24 protein-coding genes are annotated in these 26093 nt (G+C 62.5%); 22 read left to right on the top strand and 2 right to left on the bottom strand.

Annotated elements, in window-relative coordinates:
- The first annotated feature begins 51 nt into the window (after positions 1-51).
- A complete protein-coding gene (locus tag ACP7BS_RS17185; RefSeq protein ID WP_426239074.1) occupies positions 52-798 on the top strand; it encodes a F0F1 ATP synthase subunit A in 747 nt (248 codons plus the stop codon).
- Positions 799-814: 16 nt separating this feature from the next.
- Here ACP7BS_RS17185 and ACP7BS_RS17180 read toward each other — a convergent pair whose 3' ends face one another.
- On the bottom strand, positions 815-1675 hold the full coding sequence (locus tag ACP7BS_RS17180) for an IclR family transcriptional regulator (RefSeq protein ID WP_426239073.1): 861 nt from the start codon (positions 1673-1675) through the stop codon (positions 815-817).
- 367 nt (positions 1676-2042) lie between these two features.
- Here ACP7BS_RS17180 and gcl point away from each other — a divergent pair, with 367 nt between their 5' ends.
- The 5 genes from gcl to ACP7BS_RS17155 all read left to right on the top strand — a co-directional run bounded on the left by gcl (position 2043) and on the right by ACP7BS_RS17155 (position 7403).
- Entirely contained in the window at positions 2043-3827 is a 1785-nt protein-coding gene (gene gcl / locus ACP7BS_RS17175) for a glyoxylate carboligase (RefSeq protein WP_426239072.1), read from the top strand.
- A 22-nt stretch (positions 3828-3849) separates the two neighbouring features.
- Positions 3850-4662, top strand: coding sequence for a hydroxypyruvate isomerase (gene hyi / locus ACP7BS_RS17170; RefSeq protein ID WP_426239071.1), 813 nt, complete (start codon positions 3850-3852; stop codon positions 4660-4662).
- Positions 4663-4667: 5 nt separating this feature from the next.
- Complete coding sequence (locus ACP7BS_RS17165; RefSeq protein ID WP_426233371.1) at positions 4668-5552, top strand: 2-hydroxy-3-oxopropionate reductase; 885 nt, start codon at positions 4668-4670, stop codon at positions 5550-5552.
- A gap of 61 nt (positions 5553-5613) precedes the next feature.
- Positions 5614-6882 carry a glycerate kinase type-2 family protein gene (locus tag ACP7BS_RS17160; protein WP_426239070.1) on the top strand — a complete coding sequence of 423 codons (1269 nt, stop codon included), beginning with the start codon at positions 5614-5616 and terminating at the stop codon, positions 6880-6882.
- A gap of 101 nt (positions 6883-6983) precedes the next feature.
- Positions 6984-7403 carry a DUF4174 domain-containing protein gene (locus ACP7BS_RS17155; RefSeq protein ID WP_426239069.1) on the top strand — a complete coding sequence of 140 codons (420 nt, stop codon included), beginning with the start codon at positions 6984-6986 and terminating at the stop codon, positions 7401-7403.
- Here the strand turns inward: ACP7BS_RS17155 and ACP7BS_RS17150 are convergent.
- Positions 7395-8627 (bottom strand): TIGR03862 family flavoprotein, encoded by a 1233-nt coding sequence (locus ACP7BS_RS17150; protein ID WP_426239068.1) that lies wholly within the window; start codon positions 8625-8627, stop codon positions 7395-7397. The two genes, ACP7BS_RS17155 and ACP7BS_RS17150, sit on opposite strands and share 9 nt — an antisense overlap.
- 348 nt (positions 8628-8975) lie before the next feature.
- Here ACP7BS_RS17150 and ACP7BS_RS17145 point away from each other — a divergent pair, with 348 nt between their 5' ends.
- The 16 genes from ACP7BS_RS17145 to ACP7BS_RS17070 all read left to right on the top strand — a co-directional run bounded on the left by ACP7BS_RS17145 (position 8976) and on the right by ACP7BS_RS17070 (position 26084).
- The gene (locus tag ACP7BS_RS17145; protein WP_426239067.1) at positions 8976-10139 is read left to right on the top strand and encodes an isovaleryl-CoA dehydrogenase; all 1164 of its coding nucleotides are present in this window, start codon (positions 8976-8978) and stop codon (positions 10137-10139) included.
- 37 nt (positions 10140-10176) lie between these two features.
- The gene (locus ACP7BS_RS17140) at positions 10177-11784 is read left to right on the top strand and encodes a carboxyl transferase domain-containing protein (RefSeq protein WP_426239066.1); all 1608 of its coding nucleotides are present in this window, start codon (positions 10177-10179) and stop codon (positions 11782-11784) included.
- 11 nt (positions 11785-11795) lie between these two features.
- Positions 11796-12179, top strand: coding sequence for a RidA family protein (locus ACP7BS_RS17135; RefSeq protein WP_426239065.1), 384 nt, complete (start codon positions 11796-11798; stop codon positions 12177-12179).
- A gap of 13 nt (positions 12180-12192) precedes the next feature.
- The gene (locus ACP7BS_RS17130) at positions 12193-14178 is read left to right on the top strand and encodes an acetyl-CoA carboxylase biotin carboxylase subunit (protein WP_426239064.1); all 1986 of its coding nucleotides are present in this window, start codon (positions 12193-12195) and stop codon (positions 14176-14178) included.
- On the top strand, positions 14178-15059 hold the full coding sequence (locus ACP7BS_RS17125) for a hydroxymethylglutaryl-CoA lyase (protein WP_426239063.1): 882 nt from the start codon (positions 14178-14180) through the stop codon (positions 15057-15059). Before ACP7BS_RS17130 ends, ACP7BS_RS17125 begins: the two co-directional genes overlap by 1 nt.
- Positions 15056-15847, top strand: a complete 792-nt coding sequence (locus ACP7BS_RS17120) for a crotonase/enoyl-CoA hydratase family protein (protein ID WP_426239062.1) — start codon at positions 15056-15058, stop codon at positions 15845-15847. The genes ACP7BS_RS17125 and ACP7BS_RS17120 overlap by 4 nt, the downstream gene beginning before the upstream one ends.
- 77 nt (positions 15848-15924) lie before the next feature.
- Positions 15925-16296 carry an antitoxin Xre/MbcA/ParS toxin-binding domain-containing protein gene (locus tag ACP7BS_RS17115; RefSeq protein ID WP_426233352.1) on the top strand — a complete coding sequence of 124 codons (372 nt, stop codon included), beginning with the start codon at positions 15925-15927 and terminating at the stop codon, positions 16294-16296.
- Positions 16289-16804, top strand: coding sequence for an RES family NAD+ phosphorylase (locus tag ACP7BS_RS17110; protein ID WP_426239061.1), 516 nt, complete (start codon positions 16289-16291; stop codon positions 16802-16804). Before ACP7BS_RS17115 ends, ACP7BS_RS17110 begins: the two co-directional genes overlap by 8 nt.
- 161 nt (positions 16805-16965) lie before the next feature.
- Positions 16966-17886 carry a fatty acid desaturase gene (locus tag ACP7BS_RS17105; RefSeq protein WP_426239060.1) on the top strand — a complete coding sequence of 307 codons (921 nt, stop codon included), beginning with the start codon at positions 16966-16968 and terminating at the stop codon, positions 17884-17886.
- A gap of 140 nt (positions 17887-18026) precedes the next feature.
- Positions 18027-18836, top strand: coding sequence for a phosphate/phosphite/phosphonate ABC transporter substrate-binding protein (locus ACP7BS_RS17100; protein WP_426239059.1), 810 nt, complete (start codon positions 18027-18029; stop codon positions 18834-18836).
- 241 nt (positions 18837-19077) lie between these two features.
- Complete coding sequence (locus tag ACP7BS_RS17095) at positions 19078-20292, top strand: ROK family transcriptional regulator (protein ID WP_426239058.1); 1215 nt, start codon at positions 19078-19080, stop codon at positions 20290-20292.
- On the top strand, positions 20289-21548 hold the full coding sequence (locus tag ACP7BS_RS17090; RefSeq protein ID WP_426239057.1) for a M20 family metallopeptidase: 1260 nt from the start codon (positions 20289-20291) through the stop codon (positions 21546-21548). Before ACP7BS_RS17095 ends, ACP7BS_RS17090 begins: the two co-directional genes overlap by 4 nt.
- A gap of 41 nt (positions 21549-21589) precedes the next feature.
- Positions 21590-22645: a substrate-binding domain-containing protein gene (locus ACP7BS_RS17085; RefSeq protein WP_426239056.1), complete on the top strand. Its 1056-nt coding sequence runs from the start codon at positions 21590-21592 to the stop codon at positions 22643-22645.
- Positions 22646-22706: 61 nt separating this feature from the next.
- A complete protein-coding gene (locus ACP7BS_RS17080) occupies positions 22707-23777 on the top strand; it encodes a substrate-binding domain-containing protein (protein WP_426233338.1) in 1071 nt (356 codons plus the stop codon).
- Between the two features lie 115 nt (positions 23778-23892).
- Entirely contained in the window at positions 23893-24870 is a 978-nt protein-coding gene (locus tag ACP7BS_RS17075) for an ABC transporter permease (RefSeq protein WP_426239055.1), read from the top strand.
- 14 nt (positions 24871-24884) lie between these two features.
- The gene (locus tag ACP7BS_RS17070; RefSeq protein ID WP_426233334.1) at positions 24885-26084 is read left to right on the top strand and encodes an alanine racemase; all 1200 of its coding nucleotides are present in this window, start codon (positions 24885-24887) and stop codon (positions 26082-26084) included.
- Positions 26085-26093: the final 9 nt, after the last annotated feature.

The following is a 26093-nucleotide window of genomic DNA, read 5'->3' as shown; positions in this document are numbered from 1 at the left end:
AACCGGCGTGCGGACCTGCGCGTGATCGCGATCTCTTTTCAAGGATAACCGATGGCCGGTCCTATTGAACAATTCGAAATCAAGCCGCTTCTGGAATTGACAGCGGGTGGCGTCGATCTGAGCTTCACCAATTCCTCCGCATACATGGTTCTGACGGTCGCCTTGGCAGCCGGCCTGCTTCTGATCGGCACGGCAAAGCGGCGCCTCGTGCCCGGCCGCTGGCAATCGGTGTCGGAACTCCTGTTCGAATTCGTTGGCAAAACGCTGCGCGAGAATGCCGGGAAAGAGGGCATGCGGTTTTTCCCGCTGGTGTTCTCGCTGTTCATGTTCATCCTCGTCGCCAACCTGATCGGGATGTTTCCCTTCGCGTTCACTGTCACCAGCCACATCATCGTTACCTTCGCGCTGGCGATGATCGTGTTCGGCACGGTGACGATTTATGGATTGGTGAAGCACGGGTTGGGCTTTTTCCGGCTGTTCATGCCCGCCGGGATTCCGATGGTTCTGGCGCCGATCATCATCCCCATCGAGGTGATTTCCTACATGTCGCGGCCGATCAGCCATTCCGTCCGCCTGTTCGCGGTGATGCTGGCCGGACATATTACGCTGAAGGTGTTTGCGGGGTTCGTGGCGTCGATGACCGATCTTGGCACGCTGGGGGTCATCGGCGCCATCCTGCCGCTGGCGATGACCGTTGCCCTGACGGCGCTGGAAATGCTGATGTCCATCATCCAGGCCTACGTCTTCACCATGCTGACCTGCATGTATCTGAACGACGCCCTGCATCCCGGCCATTGATACCGGGAGCGACACGTTAGCTGGTTTGGGCGTGCCTCTGTGAGCTGACGCCCCGCCGGCCGCCCATCGCCTGCGTCACCCCCTCGGCTGCAGCCTCGACCACAGGTCCAAGCGCGGCCAGCGTCGCGTCCGGGAGCCTGACCGCCGGGCCTGACACCGAAATCCCGGCGATCGCCTCGCCGTATTCGTTGAAGATCGGCGCGGCGAGGCAGCGCATGCCGAGTGTGTGCTCCTCGTCGTCGATCGACCAGCCGCGCGCACGGATGGTTTCGATATCGGTCAAAAGCTTGGGCAGGGTATCCCGGGTTTTTTCGGTGAAGCGCGCAAGCGGGCGGGGCGTCAGCAGGCGTTCGATGGCAGCGTTGTCCCACGTCGACAGGATGGCCTTGCCGATGCCCGACGCGTGGATCGGGCCGCGGCGCCCGGGGCGGAAGAAGGCACGCATCGGGGCGTGGCTTTCGACCTGCGAGATGAAGACGACATCGCCACCGTCCTCGATGCCGATATTGGCGGTTTCGCCGGAATGTTCCATCAGCTGTTTCAGAAAAGGTCGGCTGATCGTGCCGAGCTTGCGGAAGCGCAGGAAGGCATTGCCGATCTCGAAGGCTTTCAGCCCGATCGTCCAGGCGCCGGTCTCGGCATCGTGGGTGACCATGCCGTGATTGGCAAGCGAGGTGAGCAACCGGTGGACGGTGGACGGCGCCATGCCGGACTGATCCGACAGGTCGGTCAGCGCGGCGCCATCGGCGCTGGCGACAAGATCGAGCAGTTTCAAACTGCGATCCAGCACCTGCACGGAGGAGGGGACGGCGTTTTCGCTGGCCTTGCGGCCCGGTTTGGCGCGCAATTGATCCTGTTGTGTTGGCTTGGCGGGCATATCGGCTCCGTTGTGTCGTGGTCCATGACATAGTGCATCGTTGACGAAAGCGGAACGGGTTTGCTGGGCATTCGGTGTCTTCCTCTTCTCCCTGAGGGCAGAAGTGCCGAGCGCATGCGAGGCGATGAGGGGCGGCGATCCCGGTGTTTGTGGTTGCCCCCATCGGCCCTTCGGGGCCTCTTCTCCCCGCTGGGGAGAAGAGGAAGGGCGCGGTTAGCCATAGCCATTTATCATGCTCCCGAGTGTCGCCATTCATAGCGGAATCGTTGAAGATGTTTATTTCCATATGATGGGAATGATTTCCATTTAATGATTGCCCGCTGAAAAAATCGGACTACCCTGATCCTCACACGATGGAGGAATAGTCATGGCGAAAATGCGCGCAGTCGATGCGGCGGTTCTGGTTCTGGAGAGGGAAGGCGTCGATTGTGCCTTCGGGGTTCCGGGCGCGGCGATCAATCCCCTTTACTCGGCGCTGAAGGCGCGCGGCACTGTGCGCCATATCCTGGCGCGGCATGTCGAGGGCGCTTCCCATATGGCGGAAGGCTATACCCGCGCCAAACATGGCAATATCGGCGTCTGCATCGGCACCTCGGGTCCGGCCGGCACCGACATGATCACCGGGCTCTATTCCGCCCAGGCGGATTCGATCCCGATCCTCTGCATCACCGGCCAGGCGCCGCGCGCGCGCCTCGATAAGGAAGACTTTCAGGCGGTCGATATCGCCAGGATCGCCGGGCCGCTGACCAAATGGGCGGTGACCGTCATGGAGCCGGCACTGGTGCCGTTCGTCTTCCAGAAGGCGTTCCATCTGATGCGCTCGGGTCGTCCCGGTCCGGTGCTGATCGACCTGCCGGTCGATGTGCAGCTGGCGGAAATCGAATTCGACATCGACACCTACGCGCCCCTCGAAGCCTACAAGCCGTCAGCAACGCGGGCGCAGGCCGAAAAGGCGATCGCCATGCTGAACGCTGCGGAGCGTCCGCTGATCGTTGCCGGTGGCGGCATCATCAATGCGGATGCGTCCGATCTCTTGACCGAATTTGCCGAGATCACCGGCATTCCGGTCATTCCGACACTGATGGGCTGGGGTACGATCCCCGACGACCATCCGCTGATGGCCGGCATGTGCGGCCTGCAGACATCGCATCGCTACGGCAATGCCAACCTGCTTGCCTCCGACTTCGTGCTGGGTGTCGGCAACCGCTGGGCCAACCGCCATACCGGCAACGTCCCGACCTATACCGAAGGCCGCACGTTCGTGCATGTCGATATCGAGCCGACCCAGATTGGCCGGGTCTTTGCACCGGATTTCGGCATCGTTTCGGATGCCGGTGCTGCGCTGAAACTGTTCCTTGACGTCGCCACCGAATGGAAAACCGCGGGCAAGCTGAAGGACTGGTCCGGTTGGGCGGAGGAATGCCGCGAGCGCAAGCGGACGATGCTGCGCAAGACGCATTTCGACCAGACGCCGCTGAAGCCACAGCGTGTCTACGAGGAGATGAACAAGGCGTTCGGCCGCGACACCTGCTACGTTTCGACCATTGGTCTCAGCCAGATTGCCGGTGCGCAGTTCCTGCATGTCTACAAACCGCGCAACTGGATCAATTGCGGCCAGGCCGGCCCGCTCGGCTGGACGCTGCCGGCAGCGCTCGGCGTGCGTGCCGCCGATCCAAACCGGACGATCGTGGCGCTTTCGGGCGACTATGATTTCCAGTTCATGATCGAGGAACTGGCCGTCGGCGCCCAGCACAAGCTGCCTTACCTGCATGTGGTCGTGAACAATTCCTATCTCGGCCTCATCCGCCAGGCGCAGCGCGGGCTGAGCATGGATTTCGAAGTCAGCCTCGCCTTCGACAATATCAACGCCTCCGGCGATGCGGAGAAGGGCTACGGCGTCGATCATGTGGCGGTCGCCGAAGGTCTCGGCTGCAAGGCGATCCGGGTCAGGAGCCCGAACGAGTTCCAGGAGGCCTTTTCAAGGGCAAAAGACCTGATGGAGGAGCACCAGGTGCCCGTCGTCATCGAGTTCATCCTCGAGCGTGTCACCAATATTTCGATGGGCGCCGACATCAATGCGGTGGTCGAATTCGAGGAACTGGCCGAACGCGGCGAGGACGCCCCGACGGCGATCATGGCGCTGCTCGACTGACCAGAGAATGGAGGATTTTTTCATGTCAAAATTTGCGGCAAACCTGACCATGCTTTTCAACGAAGTGCCGTTCCTCGACCGGTTCGCGCTAGCCGCCAAGGCCGGGTTCACGGCGGTGGAATATCTCTTCCCCTATGATTTCGACGCCAAGGCGCTGAAGGCAGCACTCGAAGTCAACGGCCTGACCCAGGTGCTGCACAACCTGCCGGCCGGCGACTGGGCCGCCGGCGAGCGCGGCATCGCCGTCCTGCCCGACCGGGGCGACGAATTCCGCCGGGGCGTGGCCTTAGCCATCGATTATGCGACGGCGCTCGGCTGCACGCAGATCAACTGCCTCTCCGGCATCGCGCCGGTCGGCATATCGGACGAGTTATTGCGGGCGACGTTCGTTGCCAATCTGCGGCTGGCGGCAGGGGAACTGGGCAAGCACGGCATCCGGCTGTTGATCGAGCCGATCAACCGCTTCGATATTCCGGGATTCTACCTCAACACGGTGGAGCAGGCGGCCTCGATCATCAAGGAAGTCGGCAGCGACAACCTGTTCATCCAGTACGATCTCTACCACCAGCAGCGGACCGAGGGCGAGCTGATCGGCACGTTCAAAAAGTACCAGGCGCAGATCGCCCATGTGCAGCTGGCCGACAATCCCGGCCGCAACGAACCGGGCACCGGCGAGATCAACTATTCCTTCGTCTTCGCGGCGCTGGATGCGGCCGAATATGACGGCTTCATCGGCTGCGAATACAAGCCGCGCACCACGACATCCGAAGGGCTCGGCTGGCTTGCATCAGCCACATCCGCCCGCAGCGCAGACATCATCAAGATCAGGAGTTAAGCATCATGGCCACAATCGGCTTTATCGGACTGGGTATCATGGGCACGCCGATGGCACGCCACCTGCAGGATGCCGGCCACACCGTCGTTACCTCGAAATTCCACATCCCGCCGAAGCAGGAACTGCTCGACAACGGCCTGCGCTTTGCCGACACACCGAAGGCGCTGGCGGAAAAGGTCGATATCACCATCCTGATGCTGCCGGATACGCCGGATGTAAAGGACGTCCTGTTCGGTGAAGACGGCGTTGCCTCCGGCCTGTCGAAGGGCAAGCTGGTCATCGACATGAGCTCGATCTCGCCGATCGAGACCAAGGAATTTGCCAAAAAGGTCCGTGAAACGGGCGCCGAATACATGGACGCGCCGGTCTCGGGCGGCGAAGTCGGCGCCAGAAACGCATCGCTGTCGATCATGGCGGGCGGTACCGAAGGTAGTTTCGAGCGGGCGCTGCCGCTGTTCAAGCTGATGGGCAAGAACATCACGCTGGTCGGCGATTGCGGCGACGGGCAGGTGACCAAAGTCGCCAACCAGATCATCGTCGCGCTGACCATCGAGGCTGTCGCGGAAGCGCTGGTCTTTGCCTCGAAGGCCGGTGCCGATCCGGCCCGGGTTCGCGAAGCGCTGATGGGCGGCTTTGCCTCGTCACGCATTCTGGAAGTGCATGGCGACCGCATGGTCAAGCGCACCTTCGAGCCCGGTTTCCGCATCTCGCTGCACCAGAAAGATCTGAACCTGGCGCTACAGGGGGCAAAGGCCATCGGCGTTTCGCTGCCGAACACGGCGGCGACGCAGGAACTGTTCAACAGCTGCGCTGCCCATGGGGATGCCGGCCTCGATCATTCAGGCCTCGTCACGGCTCTCGAACGCATGGCCAACCACGCGGTCGCCTGACGACAAGGACCGGGCGGCCAGGAGGAGGGCCGCCCGGTTTTTCATGAATGAGGATGAAGACATGGCCGTGATCGCCGACCCGAAAGCCTTTCTGGAAACGCTGTTTCATGCGGCAGTCTCCGCCGCCGATCCGGCCAAGGTGCTGGCCGCCAACCTGCCGGAAAAGCCGAAGGGCCGCACGGTGGTGATCGGCGCCGGCAAGGGAGCGGCCCAGATGGCGCAGGTGTTCGAGCGGCTATGGGACGGACCGCTGTCGGGCGCCGTCGTGACGCGCTACGGCTATGGAGCACGATGCGAGCGGATCGAGGTGCTGAAGGCATCGCATCCGCTGCCGGATGGAAACGGGCTGAAAGCCTCGCGCCGGTTGCTTGAGGAGGTCAGCGGCCTTGGCGAGGACGATCTGGTCGTGGCGCTGATCTGCGGTGGCGGCTCGGCGCTCCTACCGTTGCCGGCGGGTGACCTGACGCTCGACGACGAGATCGCCGTCAACCGGGCGCTTTTGGCCTCCGGCGCACCGATCAGCGCGATGAACGCGATCCGCAAGCATCTGTCCCGCATCAAGGGCGGGCGGCTTGCGGCGGCGGCCTGGCCTGCAAAAGTCGTGTCGCTGGTGGTCTCGGATATTCCCGGCGACGATCCGGCGCTGGTGGCCTCGGGACCGACGATTCCCGACAACAGCACCCGCGAAGACGCACTGCGCTATATCGAGCGCTACCGGCTGGAATTGCCGGAAAAGGTGATGGGGTTTATCCGCAGCGACGCGTCTGCGGCACCGAACCCTGCCGACCAAAAGTTTCACCGCAACGAGGTCCGCCTTGTCGCCTCGGCTGCAGTTTCGCTGGAGGCGGCCGCCAATCTTGCCCGTTCAGCCGGCGTCAAGGCAGTCATCTTGTCCGACGCGATGGAAGGCGAGGCGCGGGAGGTCGGCCGCGTGCATGCGGCGATTGCCCGCGAGGTCTCCGTTCGCAACCGGCCGTTCCGCAAGCCGGTGGTCATTCTGTCGGGTGGCGAAACGACGGTGACCATAAGGGGCGAGGGCAAGGGCGGGCGCAACAGCGAATTCCTCTTGTCGCTGGCATTGGGTATCGACGGTTCCGAAGGAATTTCGGCGCTGGCCGCCGATACCGATGGCATCGACGGGTCGGAGGACAATGCCGGCGCGTTTGCCGATGGGACAAGTGTCGCGCGCCTTGCCAAGGCCGGGGTCGATGGAGCGGCGCTGCTTGACCGCAACGACGCCTGGACCGCGTTCGATGCGATCGGCGATATTTTCAAGCCGGGGCCGACCGGAACCAATGTCAATGATATCAGGGCGATTTTGGTGCAATAGCGCCGCTCATTCACCTAAAGGCATCGGTGCACGAACTCTGGAACCAAATGCCCTGGTCGCCAGTTAGCATCCTCATGGTTCAATGCAAGAGGATAAAGGCGATGCTGAAATCATTGTCTGGAGCTGTCTCCGGTATCGAAATCGATCCGCAGCAGGGCGGGATGAGTTTGGCGGATTTCGAATGGCGCTACCGCGTGGTCATTATTTTCCCCGATGACAACCATCTCGACGCAGCGCGGCAGGCGAACCTTTTGCTTGCCGAGGCTGATGGACTTCGCGAGCGCGACATGATCGTGCTGGAGGTCGGGCGCAATGAAGTCAAGGCACTGTTCGGCCCCGAATACGATCTCAATTGCTACGCCATCCGCTCCGATCTGGACGTCACGGACGGTTTTTTTGCACTGAAGCTGGTCGGCAAGGATGGCGCGGTGAAATTCCGCACGGATGAGGTCGTGCCGGCAGCCGTGCTGTTCGAGCTGATCGACCAGATGCCGATGCGCCAAGAGAACCGATCAAACTGACACCGATGATGAAGCCGGATTCAGTAGCCATTCGCTGATCCCCGCCGCTGCCGCCCGTCCAGTGGCAAAGCAGGCGGTAAGCAGATAACCGCCGGTGGGCGCTTCCCAGTCCAGCATTTCCCCGGCGGCAAAGACGCCTGGCAGGACCTTCAGCATGTATCGTTCGTCGAGCGCATCGAAGCGGATGCCCCCGGCCGAAGAGATCGCTTCGGCGATGGACCGAGGACGCGTGACGGTAATGGACAGCGCTTTGATCAGGTTGGCCAAGTGGGCGGGGTCGTTGAGCGTGGTCGGGGAACCGACTTCCCGCACCAGGGCGGCTTTGACGCCTTCGAGACCGGCGCCCTTGCGCAGGCGATTGGAGAGGCTGATCTTCCCATCCTGCCGCGCCAAGTCCTTTTCCAGTCTGTCGAGACTGCGGCCGGGAGCGAGATCGACAAGGAGGGTCGCCTTGCCCTGCCGCGCCAGACGGTCGCGCAATTCTGCCGAATGGGCGTAGACGAGGCTGCCTTCGATCCCGTGGCGGGAGATCACGAATTCGCCGGGGAAGGCGCCTGCGTCCGACATGGTCGTGACGGATTTTAGCGGCGCACCGGCAAAGCGGTGCTTGAAGACATCGCTCCAATCGACATCGAAGCCGCAATTGGCGGGCTGGAGATCGGCGATCTCGACGCCTTTGTCTCGCAACAGCGGCATCCAGCTGCCGTCAGCGCCAAGGCGCGGCCAGCTGGCGCCGCCGAGCGCAAGCAGCGTCGCATCGCTGAGGATGGTTTTGGGGCCGTACGGGGTCTCGAAGGTGAGGCGGTCATCGGCAAAGCCCATCCAGCGATGGCGGGTGACGAGCGTGACACCCTGCGCCTCCAGCCGTCTAAGCCAAGCGCGCAGCAGAGGCGAGGCCTTCATGACTGTTGGAAAGACGCGGCCGGATGTACCGGTGAAGGTTTCCGTGCCGAGGCCGGACGCCCAGGCGCGCACGTCGGCGGGAGTGAAGGCATCCAGCGCTGCGCGCAGGCGGTCCGACGCCGCACCGAAACGGGTGGCGAAACGCAGGTAGTCTTCCGAATGAGTGATATTGAGGCCGGACTTTCCGGCCAGCAGGAATTTCCGGCCGAATGTCGGCATGCCGTCATAGACCGTCACGGCATGGCCGGACATCGACAGCATTTCCGCCGCCATCAGGCCCGCCGGTCCGCCACCGATGATCGCAATCTGTTTTCCTGACATGAACATTCCAGCGCTGATTGTCGTGATGCCGTCTTGAAGCCTGCAGGTTTTGTATGCAAGGGCGGATGGACCCTTCCAACGGGCCAAGCAACGCCGACGATGGTTCCTGCCGTGATTTTTTGCAAATCATGCGTGCAAGCGCCTGTCTTGGTTCGGAAATTGTTGTGCGGCTGTGTTAGTCTTAAAACCGGTACCGGTGCGGTGGAGAGGAGTCCGCAGCGCCGGCGTCATGCAGCGGCTGCTGTACCGGGAGGAATGCAGGTATCCTTGACCGCCTTTTCGAGGCCGAGTCTCGTATTATCGTCTTCTTTCCGTTCAGGCAGCGTGATCCGACAGGGAGGAGGCCCGATGTATTCTGGCGGCTTGAATTTTGCCTTGGGCGACGAGATCGAGGCTCTGCGCGAAACCGTGCAGCGGTTTGCCAGCGAACGTATTGCGCCGCAGGCGGCCGATATAGACCGGAACAACAGCTTTCCGATGCCGCTCTGGCGGGAACTGGGCGATCTCGGGCTGCTCGGGATCACCGCGGGCGAGGATTACGGTGGTATCGGCCTTGGTTATCTCGCCCATTGCGTGGCGATGGAGGAGATCAGCCGGGCCTCAGCATCGGTGGCCTTGAGTTATGGCGCCCATTCCAATCTCTGCGTCAACCAGGTCAACCGCAACGGCTCCGATGCCCAGAAGGCCCAATACCTGCCGAAGCTGATTTCCGGCGAGCACGTCGGCGCGCTGGCAATGTCCGAGCCGGGAGCCGGCTCCGATGTGGTGTCGATGAAGCTTCGGGCCGACAAACGCGGCGACCGCTATGTGCTCAACGGCAACAAGATGTGGATCACCAATGGGCCGGACGCCGATGTCCTGGTGGTCTATGCCAAGACCGATCCGGAAGCCGGACCGCGCGGCATTACCGCGTTCCTGGTCGAAAAGGGTTTTGCCGGATTTTCAACCGGCCAGAAGCTCGACAAGCTCGGCATGCGCGGCTCCAACACCTGCGAACTGATCTTCAGCGACTGCGAGGTGCCGGAGGAAAATGTGCTGGGCAGCGTTGGCGGCGGTGTGCGCATCCTGATGTCGGGGCTCGACTATGAGCGCGTCGTTTTGTCGGCCGGGCCGCTCGGGATCATGGCGGCTTGCCTCGACGTTGCGGTCCCCTATCTGCATGAGCGAAAGCAGTTCGGCCAGCAGATCGGCGAATTCCAGCTGATGCAGGGCAAGATCGCCGACATGTATGTGACGCTGAATGCGGCGCGCGCCTATGTCTATGCCGTGGCGGCCGCCTGCGATCGTGGAGAGACGACGCGCAAGGATGCGGCCGGCTGCATTCTCTACGCGGCCGAACGGGCAACGGCTTTGGCGCTGGAAGCCATCCAGGTGCTGGGTGGCAATGGTTACACCAATGACTATCCGGCCGGCCGGCTGCTGCGGGATGCGAAACTGTACGAGATTGGCGCGGGCACGTCGGAGATACGGCGCATGCTGATCGGGCGGGAGCTTTTTGGCGAGACGGCTTGAGCGTGACACTCTGCAGGATGTTTGGTCGGGGGAATGAATGGCCGTTCTGAAATCGCAAATTACCACGTCTTCCGAAACATTCCGCGCCAATAGCGCGGCAATGGCGGAGGCGATGCATGTCGTCGAGGAAGCGGCGGCTCTGGCTGCCGGCGGTGGCGGCGAGGTGGCGCGCGAGCGTCATGTCAGCCGCGGCAAGATGCTGCCGCGCGAGCGCGTGGCGCAGCTGATCGATCCGGCGACGCCATTTCTGGAAGTGGGCCTGACGGCGGCGCACGGGCTTTACAAGGGCGAGGCGCCGGGGGCGGGGCTGGTCACCGGTATCGGCCGTGTGTCCGGCCGCGACTGCATGATCGTCTGCAACGATGCGACGGTCAAAGGCGGCACCTATTATCCGATGACGGTGAAGAAGCATTTGCGGGCACAGGAGATCGCGGCAGAGAACAATTTGCCCTGCATCTATCTGGTCGATTCCGGCGGCGCCAACCTGCCGAACCAGGACGAGGTGTTTCCGGACCGCGATCACTTCGGCCGGATCTTCTACAATCAGGCCAATATGTCGGCGGCCGGTATTCCTCAGATCGCCGTGGTGATGGGGTCCTGTACGGCGGGCGGCGCCTATGTGCCGGCGATGTCGGACGAGGCGATCATCGTCGAAGGGCAGGGCACGATCTTTCTGGCCGGGCCGCCGCTGGTGCGGGCTGCGACCGGCGAGGTGGTGTCGTCCGAGGATCTCGGCGGCGGCGATGTGCATACGCGGCTTTCCGGCGTTGCCGATCATCTGGCGCGCGACGATGCGCATGCTCTGGCTCTGGCGCGCCGCGCCGTTGCCAACCTCAACCGGCTGGCGATAACCACCGTCGAGCGGCAGGCGCCGGAAGAGCCGGCCTACGATCCTGCCGACATTGCCGGTGTCGTGCCTTTGGACCTGCGCACGCCCTATGATATTCGCGAGGTGATCGCCCGGATCGTCGATGGCTCGCGGCTGGACGAGTTCAAGGCGCGCTATGGCACGACGCTGGTCTGCGGCTTTGCCCATATCCACGGAATTCCGGTCGGTATCATCGCCAACAACGGCGTGCTGTTTTCGGAATCGGCGCTGAAGGGCACGCATTTCGTCGAGCTCTGCTCGCAGCGGAAGATCCCGCTGGTCTTCCTGCAGAACATCACCGGCTTCATGGTCGGGCGCAAATACGAGACGGAGGGGATCGCCAAGCACGGCGCCAAGCTGGTGACGGCGGTGGCGACGACCAAGGTACCGAAGATCACCATGCTGGTCGGCGGCTCTTTTGGCGCGGGCAATTATGGCATGGGTGGCCGGGCCTTTTCGCCGCGCTTCCTCTGGACCTGGCCGAACAGCCGGATTTCGGTGATGGGCGGCGAGCAGGCGGCAGGGGTGCTGGCAACCGTGCGCGGCGATGCGCTAAAACGCGCGGGCACGCCTTGGAGCGAGGAAGACGAGGCGAAGTTCAAGCAGCCGGTGCTCAACCTGTTCGAGACCCAGAGCCATCCGCTCTATGCCTCGGCGCGGCTGTGGGACGACGGCATCATTGATCCGCGCAAGAGCCGCGACGTTCTGGCGCTTTCCTTGTCTGTAGCGCTCAATGCGCCGATCGACGATACCCGATTTGGCCTGTTCAGGATGTGAGGAGAAAGACCATGAACCGTGATGCTTTCAACGCCAAGAACGCCCCTCAGCCGCGCGGCGGTTATTCACAGGCGGTGCGGATCGAGGGTTTTACCAAGGTGCTGTTCGTCAGCGGCCAGATTCCGGCCGGTCCCGACGATGTGCTGCCCACAGGATTCGAAGCGCAGGCGCGGCAAGTCTGGCTGAATGTCGATGCGCAGCTGAAGGTTGCCGGCATGAGCAAGGCCGATATCGTCAAGGTCACGATGTATCTGTCCGATAGGCACCATACGATGGCCAACCGGGAAATCCGCGCCGAATATCTGGGCAGTCTGGCGCCGGCGATGACAGTGGTGATTGCCGGTATTTTCGATGAGAGCTGGCTGCTCGAGGTCGAAGTCGTCGCCGCGCAATAACCGGGATAGAGTGATGTTTTCGAAGATATTGGTTGCCAATCGCGGTGAGATCGCCTGCCGGATCATCCGCACGGCGCGGCGTCTCGGCATTCGCACGGTCGCGGTGTTTTCCGAGGCGGATGCCGGTGCGCTGCATGTCGAGCTGGCGGACGAAGCCTTTCGCATCGGTGCGGCCGCAGCCAGCGAAAGTTACCTGAACGCCGGGCGCATCATCGCGGCTGCCAGGCGTTCGGGCGCGCAGGCGATCCATCCCGGCTACGGGTTCCTGTCGGAGAATGCGGAGTTCGCAGAAAGCGTGGAAGCGGCGGGCATGGCCTTCATCGGGCCTTCGGCCGCTGCCATCCGGGCAATGGGACTGAAGGACGCGGCAAAGGTGCTGATGGAGCAATCGGGCGTGCCGGTGGTCCCCGGCTATCACGGCGACAATCAGGATGCTGCGTTTCTTGCCGGACAAGCCACCGAGATCGGCTTTCCGGTGCTGATCAAGGCGCGGGCAGGCGGCGGCGGCAAGGGCATGCGCCGGGTCGATCGGGCCGAGGATTTCGGCGCATCGCTTGAGGCGGCTCGGCGCGAGGCGGAGGCTGCGTTCGGCGATGGTGCGGTGCTGATTGAAAAATACCTGACGAAGCCGCGCCATATCGAAATCCAGGTGTTCGGCGACCGGCATGGCAATGCGGTGCATCTGTTCGAGCGGGACTGCTCGCTGCAGCGGCGCCACCAGAAGGTGATCGAGGAAGCGCCAGCGCCCGGGATGACGGCGGAAATGCGCCGGGCGATGGGGGAGGCTGCCGTCCGGGCGGCGCGCGCCATCGATTATTGCGGCGCCGGCACCGTCGAGTTCATCGCCGATGTCTCCGATGGGCTTTGGCCGGACCGGTTTTTCTTCATGGAAATGAACACGCGGCTGCAGGTCGAACATCCGGTGACGGAGGCGATCACCGGCATTGACTTGGTGGAATGGCAGTTGCGGGTCGCCAATGGCGAGCCGTTGCCATTGAAGCAATCGGAACTGTCGATCGACGGCTGGGCCTTCGAGGCGCGGGTCTATGCGGAAGACCCTGCGCGCGGTTTTTTGCCATCGACCGGGACGCTGTCGCATGTGGGGTTTCCGGACGATGGTGTGCGGGTTGACGCCGGTGTGCGGCAGGGTGACCGGATCAGCCCGTTCTACGATCCGATGATTGCCAAACTGATCGTGCACGGGCCGACGCGGGCAGCGGCATTGGCAAAGCTGACGGCGGCATTGGCAAAGAGCCATATCGGCGGCGTTGCCAACAATCTCGAATTTCTGACCGGCCTGAGCCAACAGCCCGATTTCGCGGCCGGGCATCCCGATACCGGGCTGATCGACCGGGAGGTCGAGGCGCTGACGGTGACTGATGCGCCGGATGAAACCGTGCTGGCGCTGGCAGCCGTCCTGTCGCTCGGAACATTGCCGGCCCCGCCCACCGGCGATCCCTGGAGATCGCTCGGTCACTGGCAAGTCTGGGGGCAGGCGACGCGCACGGTGACGCTCGATCATGCCGGCGAGCGGCATGTGCTGCGGGTGGCGGCGCGCGGTCTCGACCTTTTTGCCGTCCATGGCAGCAACCGGGTCATTCCGGTTCGGATCTCCGGGCGGTTCGATGGCGGTTGTCTTGTCGAGGCCGATGGCCGGCAAAGCCGGTTGCAACGGCTTGAGATCGCAAAGGGGTTCACGCTTCTCGTCGATGGCCGGGCTTTCGATTTCCACATTCCCGATCCGCTGGACGGCGAAGCGGAAAGTGCGGCGGGAAGCGATCGCCTGACCGCGCCGATGCCGGGGCTGATCAAGCTGGTGCGCGTCAAGGCGGGAGACGCGGTGGCAAAAGGTGATCCGCTGATCGTCATGGAGGCGATGAAGATGGAGCTGACACTTGCGGCCAGCCGCGACGGTATCGTCGATAGCCTGTTTGTCGCCGAGGGCGATCAGACGACGGATGGTACTGTGCTTTTGATGCTGAAGCCCGAGGAAGCCTGATGTCTTCCGTGGGTAAAGGCGGAGTTTCCAACAGAGTGTCGATCGTTGAGATGGCACCTCGCGACGGCCTTCAGAACGAGAAGGTGCTGATCGGCACGCAGGAAAAGATCAGGCTTGTCGGCATGCTGTCGGGCTGCGGTTTCGAGCGGATCGAAGTGACCAGTTTCGTCAGCCCGAAATGGGTGCCGCAACTGGCCGACGCTGCCGAGGTCATGGCCGGGATCACCCGGCGGCCGGGGGTACGATACGCTGCGCTGACGCCCAATATGAAGGGTTTTGAGGCAGCCATTGCGGCTGGCGCAGACGAGGTGGCGATCTTTGCCTCGGCCTCGGAAGGGTTTTCACAGCACAACATCAACTGCTCGATTGCCGAGAGCATCGAGCGGTTTCGCCCGGTGGCGGAGGCTGCCCGTAAAACGGGGATTGCTGTGCGCGGCTATGTCAGCTGCGTGGTCGAATGCCCGTATGACGGGGCCGTGGCACCCGAAAGTGCTGCCGACGTCGCGGGGCAATTGCTGAAGCTTGGCTGCTACGAAATCAGCCTTGGCGATACGATCGGACGAGGTACGCCGGAGGCGGTGGACCGCATGCTGGCGGCGGTGTTGGCGGACATTCCTGCGGGTAAGCTCGCCGGGCATTTCCATGACACGTCAGGCTGGGCGCTCGACAATATCGGCGTGGCGCTCGATCGCTGCATCCGGGTATTCGATGCGTCGGTCGGCGGTCTCGGTGGCTGTCCCTATGCGCCGGGCGCCAAGGGCAATGTCGATACGCTGCTGGTGGATCGTTACATGAGGGGTCGTGGTTTCGTCACCGGCCTCAACGAGGAAGCGCTTGCGGCAGCCTCGGTGTTTGCGCGCGGCTTGAGGAGTGCGGCATGACATACGAGACGATCCGCGTCACGGTTGACGGCAGGGGCGTGGCAACGCTGACCTTGGCACGGCCGGAAAAGCACAATGCTTTGTCCGGCACGATGATCGGCGAGCTGACCACCGTGGCAAGATTGCTGGGAGCGGATGCCGCCGTTCGGGTCGTCGTGCTGGTAGCTGAGGGTGCAAGCTTCTGTGCCGGTGGTGATCTCGGCTGGATGAAGGCGCAGATCGAGGCGGACCGGGCGGGGCGCATCAAGGAGGCCAAGCGGCTGGCCTTGATGTTCAAGGCGCTGAACGATCTGGCGAAACCGCTCATCGCGCGCGTTCACGGCAATGCGTTTGGCGGTGGCGTCGGGCTTTTATGCGTCGCCGATGTTGCATTTGCCGCCGATACCGCCAAGTTCGGGTTGACGGAAACACGGCTCGGGCTGATTCCGGCGACCATCAGCCCCTATGTGATGGCGCGGATCGGCGAGGGGCAGGCGCGGCCCCTGTTCATGTCCGGCAGGATTTTTGACGCGCAGGCAGCGCAAGCGGCAGGGCTTTTGGCGCGCGTCGTGCCATCAGACGATCTCGATGCCACGGTCGAAGCGGAGATAACACCCTATCTGCAGGTCGCCCCCGGGGCGGTTGGACAATCCAAGGCGCTGGCGCGGTCGCTCGGCATGCCGATCACCGATGATGTCATCGAGGCGACGATCGAACGCCTGGCCGATGTCTGGGAAACGGACGAGGCACGCGAAGGGATTTCCGCCTTTCTGGAAAAGCGCGAGCCTTGGTGGCGCAAACCAGTTTAATCAGCAGCGGCGCTTGAAATGCGCACGATTTGAGCATATTTTGATACTGTACTTATCAATATACGTTAGGAAATGTCATGGCAGCTTTGAGCTTCGATATGACGGCAAGCCGGTTCGGCGATGGTCAATCGCCGTTCCTTTCGGCTGAACGGGTCTCCAACCAGCTTGGCGTGACCTTGTCGGAGCTTGCCCGGTTGATCGGCGTTGCCCGCAATACACTGACGGCGAAATCCGGCGCGCGCAAGGTCGATCATGCCTTGAGCCATGTCGTGCGCATCCTTGCGATGGCCAGCGAAATGGCCGGTGACGAGAACCGCGCGACCATCTGGTTCAAGCATCAGCCGATCCCGGGCTGGGCGGGAAAGACCGCGTATGATCTGGTGAGCGAGGGCAAATCGGACAAGGTGCTGGCCTATCTCGAGGCGGTCCGATCCGGCGTCTATGCCTGACAAAGCCAGGAAAACGCTGACATTGTGGCGCGCCTTCGTGCCGCAATGGGCCTTTGCGCCGCTTTCCGGCGAGGGCGCGGCGCGGTTCGGTGGACGCTGGAATCCGGTGGGCGCTGCGACGATCTATGCGGCCCGCGAACTCTCGACTGCCTGGGCAGAGTATAATCAGGGTTTTGTCCAGCATCCGGCGCTAATTGCGCAACTGGATCTCAAGGATGCCGCGCTCGCCGACCTCACTGATCCCACGGCGCTCTCCGGCCTTGGCGTGCCGGAGGATATTCATCTCTGCGAGTGGCGGATGCTTCTCGATGAAGGCCAGGTGCCAAAGACTCACCAGCTGCGCCAGCGGTTGATTGCCGGCGGTTTCGATGGCGTCGTCTATCCGTCGTTCATGTCGCCGGGCGGGACCTGCGTGGCGCTGTGGCGGTGGAATGAAAAGGGCGCACCCCGCCTCGATGTCGTTGATCCGGACGGCCGGTTGCCGAAGACGTCGGCATCCTGGGTCTGATCCTTTTTTGTAAGGCGAAGCGGTCGGCGGATGAAAGCTGTGGCCGATGCAGCTGAGAACGAACGATTTTTCCCAAATAGTCCATAAAATAAATAAACAATAATTATCCAAATCTGCCGCAGCGATGTAATTTCCCTCTACTTCTGGGGGAACAGCCGCGCATGTCCGACACGCCATCCTACATCATCAAAATCCCCGCCCGCCGCGTGGAGTGGCCGACCGTTATTCTGACCATCGCGATCTATGGAGGCTTTTTGGCGCTGACATTCTGGTGGCAATCGCTGCCGGTCGTCATCGTTGCCCTTGCGGGCGGTTGGCTGATCGCCTGGCAGGGCTCGCTGCAGCACGAGGTCATTCACGGACACCCGACGGGCAATCAGCGTATCAACGATGCGATCGGATCGATCCCGCTATCGCTGTGGCTCCCCTATCCGATCTATCGCGACAGCCATCTAGAGCATCACCGCGACGAGCATCTGACCGATCCGATCGAGGATCCGGAATCCTCCTATTTTACCAAGGCAGCCTGGGAGCGGCTGGGACGGGTGGGCAAGCTCCTTGCCCGCTGGAATACGACGTTGCTAGGGCGGTTGACCATTGGACCCGCCGTCATGCTGGTGAGTTTTTTGGCGCAAGAGGTTCGGCTGCTGTGGGCCGGCGAGCCTGGGCAGGCGCGCATCTGGACGGTGCATATGATTGGTGTTGCAGCCGTGCTGTTCTGGGTCATGATGATCTGCGGCATGCCGTTCTGGCTCTATTTCTGCGGTTTCGTCTATGCCGGTGCGGCCCTGACGCGGCTGCGGTCCTATGCCGAACACCGCTATGCCGAAAAGCATGAGGAGCGCACGGCGATCGTCGAAAACAGCCACCTGTTCGGCCTGCTGTTCCTCTACAACAACCTTCATGTGCTGCATCACCTGAAGCCCGGCATTTCCTGGTACCGGCTGCCATCGGTCTATCGCCGTCACCGCGAGGCCCTGATCGGCACCAATGGCGGACTGGTCTATGACAGCTACTGGGACGTCGCCCGGCGGTTTTTCCTAAAGCCCCATGACGATATCACGCATCCGAAACATTCCTGAGTGGTGTGCTACCGCAGCAAACTTTGACGATACGGCGCCGGCGGGATTGTGCAGCAAATTTAGAGTGCTACAGCGGCGTTTGCGCGTTATGAATGAAGCGCGATGCTGTAGTGGCTCCTGTCCCTTGTGAAAGCTCCCGAATGCGTCTTGCCAGCCTTGCCATGTATGCCAGTCCGCCGCCGCTTGCCGAGGCCACGGCTAAACTGTGGGATTTCCTCAGTGAAGCCCTGAAGCGGGCAGGGCTGGACGAGGTTCCGGCTGGGTTGGACGATGTCGTGGACTACCATCAGGCCTGGACGCGGCCGGATCTGCTGCTCGCCCAGACTTGCGGCTTTCCTTACGTCAAGCATCTGCGCGGCAAGGTGAATCTGGTGGCAACACCCGTCTATGGCCATCCGGGCTGCGATGGACCGCTGATGCGCAGCTTTATTGTCGTGGCGAAACACAGCGCTGCCCGATCGCTGGAAGATTTGCGCGGCGCGCGGGCGGCGATCAACCAGCCTGACAGCAATTCCGGCACCAACCTGTTCCGCGCCGCCATTGCGCCGCTTTCACGCAATGGCCGGTTCTTTTCTTCGGTGGTCGAAACCGGCAGCCATCGCAACAGTATTGCGGCGATTGCCGCCAGCAAGGCCGATGTCGCGGCGATCGACTGCGTCACCTATGGCAACGCGTTGCGATTTGACCCTGAGAGCCTTGCCGGTGTCCGCATCCTGACGCAGACTGTGAGCGGGCCAGGACTGCCGTTCATCACCCGAGCCGACGCCCCCGAGACGGAGGTGGCACTGCTGAGACAGGTCTTGCAACAGGCCATCGCCGCACCGTCGCTGGCCACCGTGCGGGATGTGCTTTGCTTGAAGGATTTCGCCGTTCTTTCCGATGCCGATTATGAACCGCTGGCCGAACTGGAACGGCAGGCGCGGCGGCTGGGCTATCCGGCTATCGCCTGAACCGTAACGGCCGTGTCTGCGATCAGGGGTACTGACGCTGGCTGGGCCCGCACACGATTCGTCATCATCATCTCAAACGCAGAGGCTATCAGAGCCTGCCAATAGGCGAGCGCCGATGCAGATGCACGCCCGCTGCCGCGGGGGAAAATCATTCAATCCGAATGCGCGGGTCATTTTCCGGTTGACTCATATTCCAATCGGGTCAATAGTTCGGTGACAGAACGAATTAATTGAGGTGACTGTGAGCGAAACCCTGCGCATCTCCCGGAAGTTTTCCCAAAGGGCCGTGATGGAGGCGATAATCCAGAACGGGCCGATCTCCCGCGCCTCTATTTCCAAGCAGACGGGGCTCTCCAAGCAGACCATCTCGGAAATCGTCCGCCAGCTGGAACTGGATGATTGGGTACGAGAGACCGGGCGCACCAGTGGCCATGTCGGGCGCACGGCCGTCACCTATGAACTGGTTCCGGATGCGGCCTATATTGCTGCGGTCGATCTCGGTGGCACCAAAATCCGGCTCGCCATTGCAGATCTTGCCTGCCAGGTATTTGCCGAGGAAGTCGTCGCGACCGACCGGCGGGGCGGCCAGTTTGTCGTCGACCAGATCGCCGAACTCTGCGCGCAGGCGGCAAGCCATCTGAACATTCCGCGCGAACGCATCCGCATGGCCGTCATCGGGGCACCCGGCGCGCCGGACGCCAAGACCGGCCGCATCCTGCTGGCGCCAAACATTGCCGATTTCGACACGATGAACGTCGCGGCGGCCTTCGAAAAGGCGCTCGGCATCGATGTGATCCTGGAAAACGACGTCAATCTTGCGGTGCTCGGCGAAAACTGGCTGGGTCAGGGGCAGGGCATCGACAACCTCGCCTTCATCGCCGTCGGTACCGGTATCGGCGGCGGCTTGATGGTTGGGGGGCAGCTGGTGCGCGGCGCGATGAATGCTGCCGGCGAACTGGGTTTCCTGCCGTTCGGCGCCGATCCTTTCGATCCGGAATCGCTGCGCACCGGCGCCTTCGAGCGGGTCACCGCCTCGATCGGCATCATGGAGCATTATTCTAAAGCATCCGGTGAGACGGCGACCGTTCCGGCGATTTTCGAGCGGGCGGCGAGTGGCGATGTGCATGCGTCCGCGACCCTGGACGAGACGGCGAAATATCTGGCGCGCGGCATCAGCGCGATCGCGGCGATCGCCAATCCGGAAAAGGTCATCATGGGCGGCTCGATCGGCCTGCGTCCGGAACTGATCGAGCGCATCCGCAAGTTCCTGCCAACCTGCTTCCCCTATCCCGTCGATATCGAGGCAAGCCAGCTCGGTCCGCGCGCGGCAATCGTTGGTGCTGCGGCGATCGGGCTCAGCCACCTGCACAATGCGCTGTTCGGCGCCGATGCTCCCGACAGCCGCATGTCGCTGCCGCCGGCAGAAACCGTGACCTTCCGGGAGGCCCTTCAATGAGCATGTCGAACGCCCTGACGGAAAGACTGCGCGCCGTACTCGACCGCGAGGACGCAATTGCCCTGTTGCGCGGCGCCATCGGAGCCGAGAGCATTACCGGCAACGAGGCCAATTTCGTCGGCTTTCTCGAAAGCCAGATGAAAGCGCGCGGGATCGACGGCATCCATGTCTCGGATTTCCTGCCGGGGCGTCCCAACCTTCGCGGCGAGCGCAAGGGCGATGGAAGCGGCAAGCGGCTGCTGTTCATCGGCCATACCGACACTGTTCATGTCGACGGCTGGCGGGAGCACTGGGCTGGCACCGAGCGGGAAGATCCGTTTGCCGCGCCTGTTATCGACGGGCAGGTCTGGGGACGGGGTGCCGCAGACCTGAAGGCAGGTATCTGCAGTTCGCTGGCAGCGCTGACGCTGCTCGACAAAGCAGGGATCCAACTGAAAGGCGACATCGCTTTTGCCTTTGTCGGCGACGAGGAGAGCGGCCAGCCGGGAACCGGCGTGTCGGCCGGGATCAAGGATTATACCGCCAGCATCGAGGCGGGCGTGGTGGCAAAGCCGGATTTCACCGTCTATGTCGAGCCGACCCAGCTGGCAGTCTATCCGGCACAGATCGGCTTCTTCATCACCGATATAAAGATCACCGGCAAATCCGCCTATTTCGGCGTGCCGGAGCTTGGGCGCGACGCGCTGAAGGCGAGCCATGCGGTGATGTCGGAGTTGTGGGAACATTCGGACGCGATTTCGGCGCGGGCCGAGCACCCGCTGATCGGGCGCGGGTTCCTGTTGATCACCGGACTTTCGGGCGGCGGATTCATTGCCGTGCCGGAAGAATGCACGCTGTCGCTGATCCGCAAGCTCTTGCCGGGTGAATCACTCGATACCGCGGCGGCCGAACTGGAAAGTGTCATCCGCGGCGCCGTGTCCGATCCGCAGATCGAAGTGGAGATTTCCTATCCGGCCGGGCGCGACCATGCACTCGGCGGTTCGGCGGCGGAAATCGATCAGGACCTGCCGGAAGTCTCGATGCTCTGCGCTGCCGCCGGCGAGGCAATGGCTGGTCGGGGAGCGATCCATGGGGCGCCGTTCTGGTCGGAATCGCCGTTCTTCGTCAACCGGCTCGGCGTGCCTGCCGTCTATTGCGCGCCGGGCGATATAAGCAACTGTCACACATTCGAGGAGCATGTCGATGTCGAGGAATACCTCGCCGGGATCGTGGCGTTCGCCACCTTCATGGCGCGCTATTGCGGCATCGTGGAATGAGAAACTGAACCATCGATAATCTGAAAAAAGGGAACAGAAAGATGCTTATCAGGACTTTATTGAATGCCGCGCTTCTGACTGGTGCAATGATCACCGCGGCCCACGCCCAGACCGTCGGTCCGGCTGGCGAAACAGCAACACCGAGCGCTGAAATCAAGCTTTCCGACAGCGACATCGCCGCCTTGAAGGGCAAGGGCTACAAGGCGGCTTTGCTCTGGCACACGTCGTCCGACTTCATCAATGCGGTTTCGGCCGGTGCCAAGGACGAATTCGCCAAGGCAGGCGTCGAGGTTGTGGTGACCACGGACGCAGGCTTCGACGCCGCCCGTCAGCGCAGCGACATCGAGACGGCGCTTGCCGCCAAGCCGAATGTCATTCTCGCCCTGCCGCTCGACCCGACGACATCGGCCGAAGCCTTCAAGCAGGCCGTGACCGATGGCACCAAGCTGGTCTTTCTCTCCAACCTTCCGGCCGGCTACAAACACGGCACCGATTATGCGGCGATCGTCACCGACGATCTGTTCCAGATGGGCAAGCAGGCGGCCGATGCGCTGGCGAAATCGATCGGCGGCAAGGGCAAGGTCGGCTACATCTTCCACGATGCGAGCTACTATGTCACCAACCAGCGCGACCAGGCCTTCAAGACGACCATCGAGAAGGACTATCCGGATATCAGGATCGTTGCCGAACAGGGCATTTCCGATCCGGCCCGCGCCGAGGAACTGGCCAATGCCATGCTGCTGCAGAACCCGGATCTCGACGGCATCTATGTGACCTGGGCCGAACCGGCCGAAGGTGTTCTCTCTGCTCTGCGCGGTGCTGGCAATACCAAGACCAAGGTCGTGACGCTCGACCTGTCGGAACCGGCAGCGCTTGACATGGTCAAGGGCGGCAATGTCGTAGCCCTTGTTGCCGACAAGGCCTATGAGCTTGGCCAGACGATGGCCGCCACCGGCCTGAAAGCGTTGCTGGGTCAGGAAACGCCTGCCTTCATCGTTGCCCCGGCGCTGACCGTGACCAAGGCCGATGTGTCCGAAGGCTGGAAGCAGTCGCTCAACCGCGATGCGCCGCAGTCAGTCCTCGACGCTGCCAAATGATCTGCTGCGCCGGGCTGTGCAGACAGCCGCCCGGCGCGCATCAACCCAAAATTCTGGAGGAATGATGATGAACAAGCTGTCGATGATCCCGGCCGGGCTGGTTGCCGCGCTTCTATCCACCCACGCGTTTGCCGCCGATGGCGCAACCACCGGCCCGCATGGCGAAAAGCCGACACCGGCCGCAAGCTTCACGCTGACGCCGGATGAAGAGACCAAGATCAAGGACGGCAAGTTCACCGCCGCCCTCGTCTGGCACGAAATGAGCGAATACACCAATGCCGTCAACAGCGGCGCGCAGGACGAATTCAAGCGTCTGGGTGTTGAAGTCGTCGCCCAGACGGACGCCGGCTTCGATGCCGCGCGTCAAAAGGCCGATGTCGAGACCGTGCTTGCCAAGAAGCCGTCGATCATCCTGTCTCTGCCGGTCGATCCGGCAACCGCCGGGCCGATCTACGATCCGGCACTGAAGGCCGGCGTCAAGCTCGCCTTTGTCGATAACTCGCCGCAGGGCTATGTGCAGGGCAAGGACTATGTGACCATCGTCTCGGACGACCTGTTCCAGATGGGTCACAAGGCCGGTGTCGCGATGGCCGAGGCGCTCGGCAAAAAGGGCAAGGTCGGCTATATCTTCCATGATGCCGATTTCTACGTGACCAACCAGCGCGACCAAGCCTTCAAGTCGACGATCGAGCAGGATTATCCCGACATGAAGATCACTGCCGAGGCGGGCATGGCCGATCCGGCCCGTGCGGAAGAGATCGCCCAGGCGATGGTGACCCAGAACCCCGATCTCGACGGCATCTACGTGACCTGGGCGGAGCCTGCGCTGAGCGTGCTGTCCACCCTGCGCTCTGCCGGAAACACCCACACCAAGATCGTCACGCTCGATCTCAACGAGCCGGCAGCGCTCGACATGGTCAAGGGCGGCGCAGTTGCAGCGCTGGTGGCCGACGAAGCCTACAATATCGGCGTGACTGCTGCGCGTGCTGCGGCCGGATCGCTGGTCGGCAAGCAGGCTGCGCCGTTCCTGGTGGTGGATTCGCTTGCGGTCACCAAGGACACGGTCAAGGACGGCTGGAGGAAGTCGCTCAACAAGGATGTTCCGGCCACCATTGCCGACGCCATCAAGTAACTATCCGCGCTCCGGCGCAGATTGAAATCGTCGCAGCGGCTTCACATGAAGCGTGCCGCTGCCCTGCGGGAGCCACGGGTTCCCGCCCATACCCCCGCTCTTCGGAGGAACCGCTATGTCCAGCGCCCCAAGCAATGCCGCCAAACCGGCGATGAGCATGATCAGCCGCATCAATATCCAGCAATATGTCGTCTATGTCGGCTTTCTGGCGATCTTCCTGTTCTTCGCCATCGTGCTGAAGGACAGCGGGTTCCTGACGGTGCGCAACCTCTCCAACATCGTGCTGCAGACGGCGCCGATCACGATCATGGCGATCGGCATGGTCTTCGTGCTGTCGGCTGGCGAGATCGACCTTTCGATCGGTTCGACCGTCGCGGTCGCAGCGCTCTCTGCCGCCGTTACGATGAACGCCTATGGCATGATCGCCGGCATCGCTGCCGGGGTCGGGGCAGGGGTTGCCATTGGGCTGGTCAACGGCCTTTTGGTCGCCTATGTCCGGTTGCCATCGTTTCTGGTGACGCTGGCAACGCTTGGGCTGTTTGCCGGCGTTGCCCGGTCGCTCACCAACCTGCGCTCCATTCCCGTCACCGATAGCATGTTCACCGGCTTCTTCGGCTCCGGTACGCTGCTCGGCATTCCCTCGCTGATCTGGTGGACGGTCATTGCCATCGCCGCCGGGCATCTGATCTTCCGTGAGACCCGGTTCGGCGCTCATGTACTGGCGACCGGCGACAACGCCCGTGCTGCCAGCGTCTCCGGCATTCCCGTGCCGCGCATCCGGCTTGCCGTGCTGGTGATCAGCGGCGCGCTCGCCGGTCTTGCCGGTCTGCTCTATGCCGGCCGTCTTCAGGCGGCAAAGTATACGCTGGGCGAAACCGACCTGATGACGGTGATTGCCGCGGTCATCGTCGGCGGCACGCTCCTGAACGGTGGCAAAGGCTCGATCGTCGGCGCGCTCGTCGGCTCGCTGATGATGGGCATGCTCAACAACGGCCTGATCCTGATGGGGCTTTCCGTGTCCGACCAGATGATCGTCCGTGGTCTTATCATTCTCGCCGCAGTCGCCGTATCGCTGCGCGAAAAGCTGCGCTGAAGAAAGGATACCCCATGTTTCTCGACGTTCTGCGCCGCCGCAACCCGAAACTCCTTGAAGCCGCGATCGCGCTGCACCGGCAGGGCAAGATCCCGGCCAATGCCTATGTGCTGGATCTCGATGCCGTCGAAGCCAATGCCGGTGTGCTGAAGACAGAGGCCGACCGGCTCGGCCTTAAGATATTTGCCATGACCAAGCAGGTCGGCCGCGCCAGTTCATTCTGCGCGGCCGTGCAGCGGGGCGGCATCGACCGGTCCGTTGCGGTCGACATGGCCTGCGCCCGCGCCACCCACCGGGCAGGCCTCCGCGTCGGCCATCTCGGTCATCTGCAGCAGGTTGCCCGCCATGAAGCCAAAGCCGCTGCCGCTGCCTTCCGCCCGGACTACTGGACCGTCTTCAACGATGAAAAGGCGAATGAAGCCGCTGAAGGCGCCAGGGCGGCGGGTTATGTGCAGGACCTGCTTGCCCGCATCAAGGCCGAAGGGGATACTTTCTATCGCGGCCATGAAGGCGGCTTCGATGCGGCCGATGTCGCTGATGTGGCCGATGCTTTCGACGCGCTGGATGGCGGACGGTTTGCCGGGATCACCACGTTTCCGGCGCTGCTGTTCGACCACAAGAGCCGCAAGGTTTTGCCGACGCACAATCTGGCAACGCTGACCAAGGCTGCCGAGGCGCTGGCGAAGGCCGGGCGCACCGGCATTGAGGTCAACGCGCCGGGCACCACATCCTCGGTTCTCTTGCAGGGCTTGGCCGATGCCGGGGCGACGCAATGCGAGCCCGGCAACGGCCTGCACGGCACGACGGCGCTGCATGTCGTGGAAGACCTGCCCGAGCTTCCAGCCGTCTGCTACCTCACCGAGGTCTCTCATCTGTCCGCCGGCAAGGCGTATTGCTTCGGCGGCGGCTTCTACATCGACCCGATCTTTCCGGACTATGACGTCAAGGCGATCGTCTCTGACGAGCCGACGGTCGCGGCATCGTCGCTGCGCAGTGTCGAAGTGCCGCCACCATCGGCCATCGACTATTACGCGATGATCGATGCTGGTGGACCGAAGGCGCCGAAGCCCGGCGACACCGCCGTCTTCGGGTTCCGCGGGCAGGCCTTTGTCACCCGCGCCTATGTCGTCGGCGTGTCTGGAATATCCAAGGGTTTGCCGAAGGTCGAAAGCATCGAGAACGGTTTCGGCGAACCTCAATCCTGGCCGGTATAGGAGAATGAC

It is taken from the genome of Pararhizobium sp. DWP1-1-3 (assembly GCF_049896125.1).
In the GTDB taxonomy this organism is placed as follows: domain Bacteria; phylum Pseudomonadota; class Alphaproteobacteria; order Rhizobiales; family Rhizobiaceae; genus Pararhizobium.
The sequence above is the reverse complement of the archived record's forward strand: the minus strand, read 5'-3'. Positions and strand labels throughout refer to the sequence as shown.

Bases quoted from the DNA above. Each gene is read 5' to 3' on its own strand.
- ACP7BS_RS17180 (WP_426239073.1), bottom strand. From the start codon at position 1,675: ATGCCCGCCAAGCCAACACAACAGGATCAATTGCGCGCCAAACCGGGC.
- ACP7BS_RS17100 (WP_426239059.1), top strand. From the start codon at position 18,027: ATGCGTCTTGCCAGCCTTGCCATGTATGCCAGTCCGCCGCCGCTTGCC.
- ACP7BS_RS17130 (WP_426239064.1), top strand. From the start codon at position 12,193: ATGTTTTCGAAGATATTGGTTGCCAATCGCGGTGAGATCGCCTGCCGG.
- ACP7BS_RS17120 (WP_426239062.1), top strand. From the start codon at position 15,056: ATGACATACGAGACGATCCGCGTCACGGTTGACGGCAGGGGCGTGGCA.
- ACP7BS_RS17075 (WP_426239055.1), top strand. From the start codon at position 23,893: ATGTCCAGCGCCCCAAGCAATGCCGCCAAACCGGCGATGAGCATGATC.
- ACP7BS_RS17085 (WP_426239056.1), top strand. From the start codon at position 21,590: ATGCTTATCAGGACTTTATTGAATGCCGCGCTTCTGACTGGTGCAATG.
- gcl (WP_426239072.1), top strand. From the start codon at position 2,043: ATGGCGAAAATGCGCGCAGTCGATGCGGCGGTTCTGGTTCTGGAGAGG.
- ACP7BS_RS17105 (WP_426239060.1), top strand. From the start codon at position 16,966: ATGTCCGACACGCCATCCTACATCATCAAAATCCCCGCCCGCCGCGTG.
- ACP7BS_RS17155 (WP_426239069.1), top strand. From the start codon at position 6,984: ATGCTGAAATCATTGTCTGGAGCTGTCTCCGGTATCGAAATCGATCCG.
- ACP7BS_RS17110 (WP_426239061.1), top strand. From the start codon at position 16,289: ATGCCTGACAAAGCCAGGAAAACGCTGACATTGTGGCGCGCCTTCGTG.
- hyi (WP_426239071.1), top strand. From the start codon at position 3,850: ATGTCAAAATTTGCGGCAAACCTGACCATGCTTTTCAACGAAGTGCCG.
- ACP7BS_RS17070 (WP_426233334.1), top strand. From the start codon at position 24,885: ATGTTTCTCGACGTTCTGCGCCGCCGCAACCCGAAACTCCTTGAAGCC.
- ACP7BS_RS17160 (WP_426239070.1), top strand. From the start codon at position 5,614: ATGGCCGTGATCGCCGACCCGAAAGCCTTTCTGGAAACGCTGTTTCAT.
- ACP7BS_RS17140 (WP_426239066.1), top strand. From the start codon at position 10,177: ATGGCCGTTCTGAAATCGCAAATTACCACGTCTTCCGAAACATTCCGC.
- ACP7BS_RS17115 (WP_426233352.1), top strand. From the start codon at position 15,925: ATGGCAGCTTTGAGCTTCGATATGACGGCAAGCCGGTTCGGCGATGGT.
- ACP7BS_RS17145 (WP_426239067.1), top strand. From the start codon at position 8,976: ATGTATTCTGGCGGCTTGAATTTTGCCTTGGGCGACGAGATCGAGGCT.
- ACP7BS_RS17135 (WP_426239065.1), top strand. From the start codon at position 11,796: ATGAACCGTGATGCTTTCAACGCCAAGAACGCCCCTCAGCCGCGCGGC.
- ACP7BS_RS17150 (WP_426239068.1), bottom strand. From the start codon at position 8,627: ATGTCAGGAAAACAGATTGCGATCATCGGTGGCGGACCGGCGGGCCTG.
- ACP7BS_RS17125 (WP_426239063.1), top strand. From the start codon at position 14,178: ATGTCTTCCGTGGGTAAAGGCGGAGTTTCCAACAGAGTGTCGATCGTT.
- ACP7BS_RS17090 (WP_426239057.1), top strand. From the start codon at position 20,289: ATGAGCATGTCGAACGCCCTGACGGAAAGACTGCGCGCCGTACTCGAC.
- ACP7BS_RS17185 (WP_426239074.1), top strand. From the start codon at position 52: ATGGCCGGTCCTATTGAACAATTCGAAATCAAGCCGCTTCTGGAATTG.
- ACP7BS_RS17080 (WP_426233338.1), top strand. From the start codon at position 22,707: ATGATGATGAACAAGCTGTCGATGATCCCGGCCGGGCTGGTTGCCGCG.
- ACP7BS_RS17165 (WP_426233371.1), top strand. From the start codon at position 4,668: ATGGCCACAATCGGCTTTATCGGACTGGGTATCATGGGCACGCCGATG.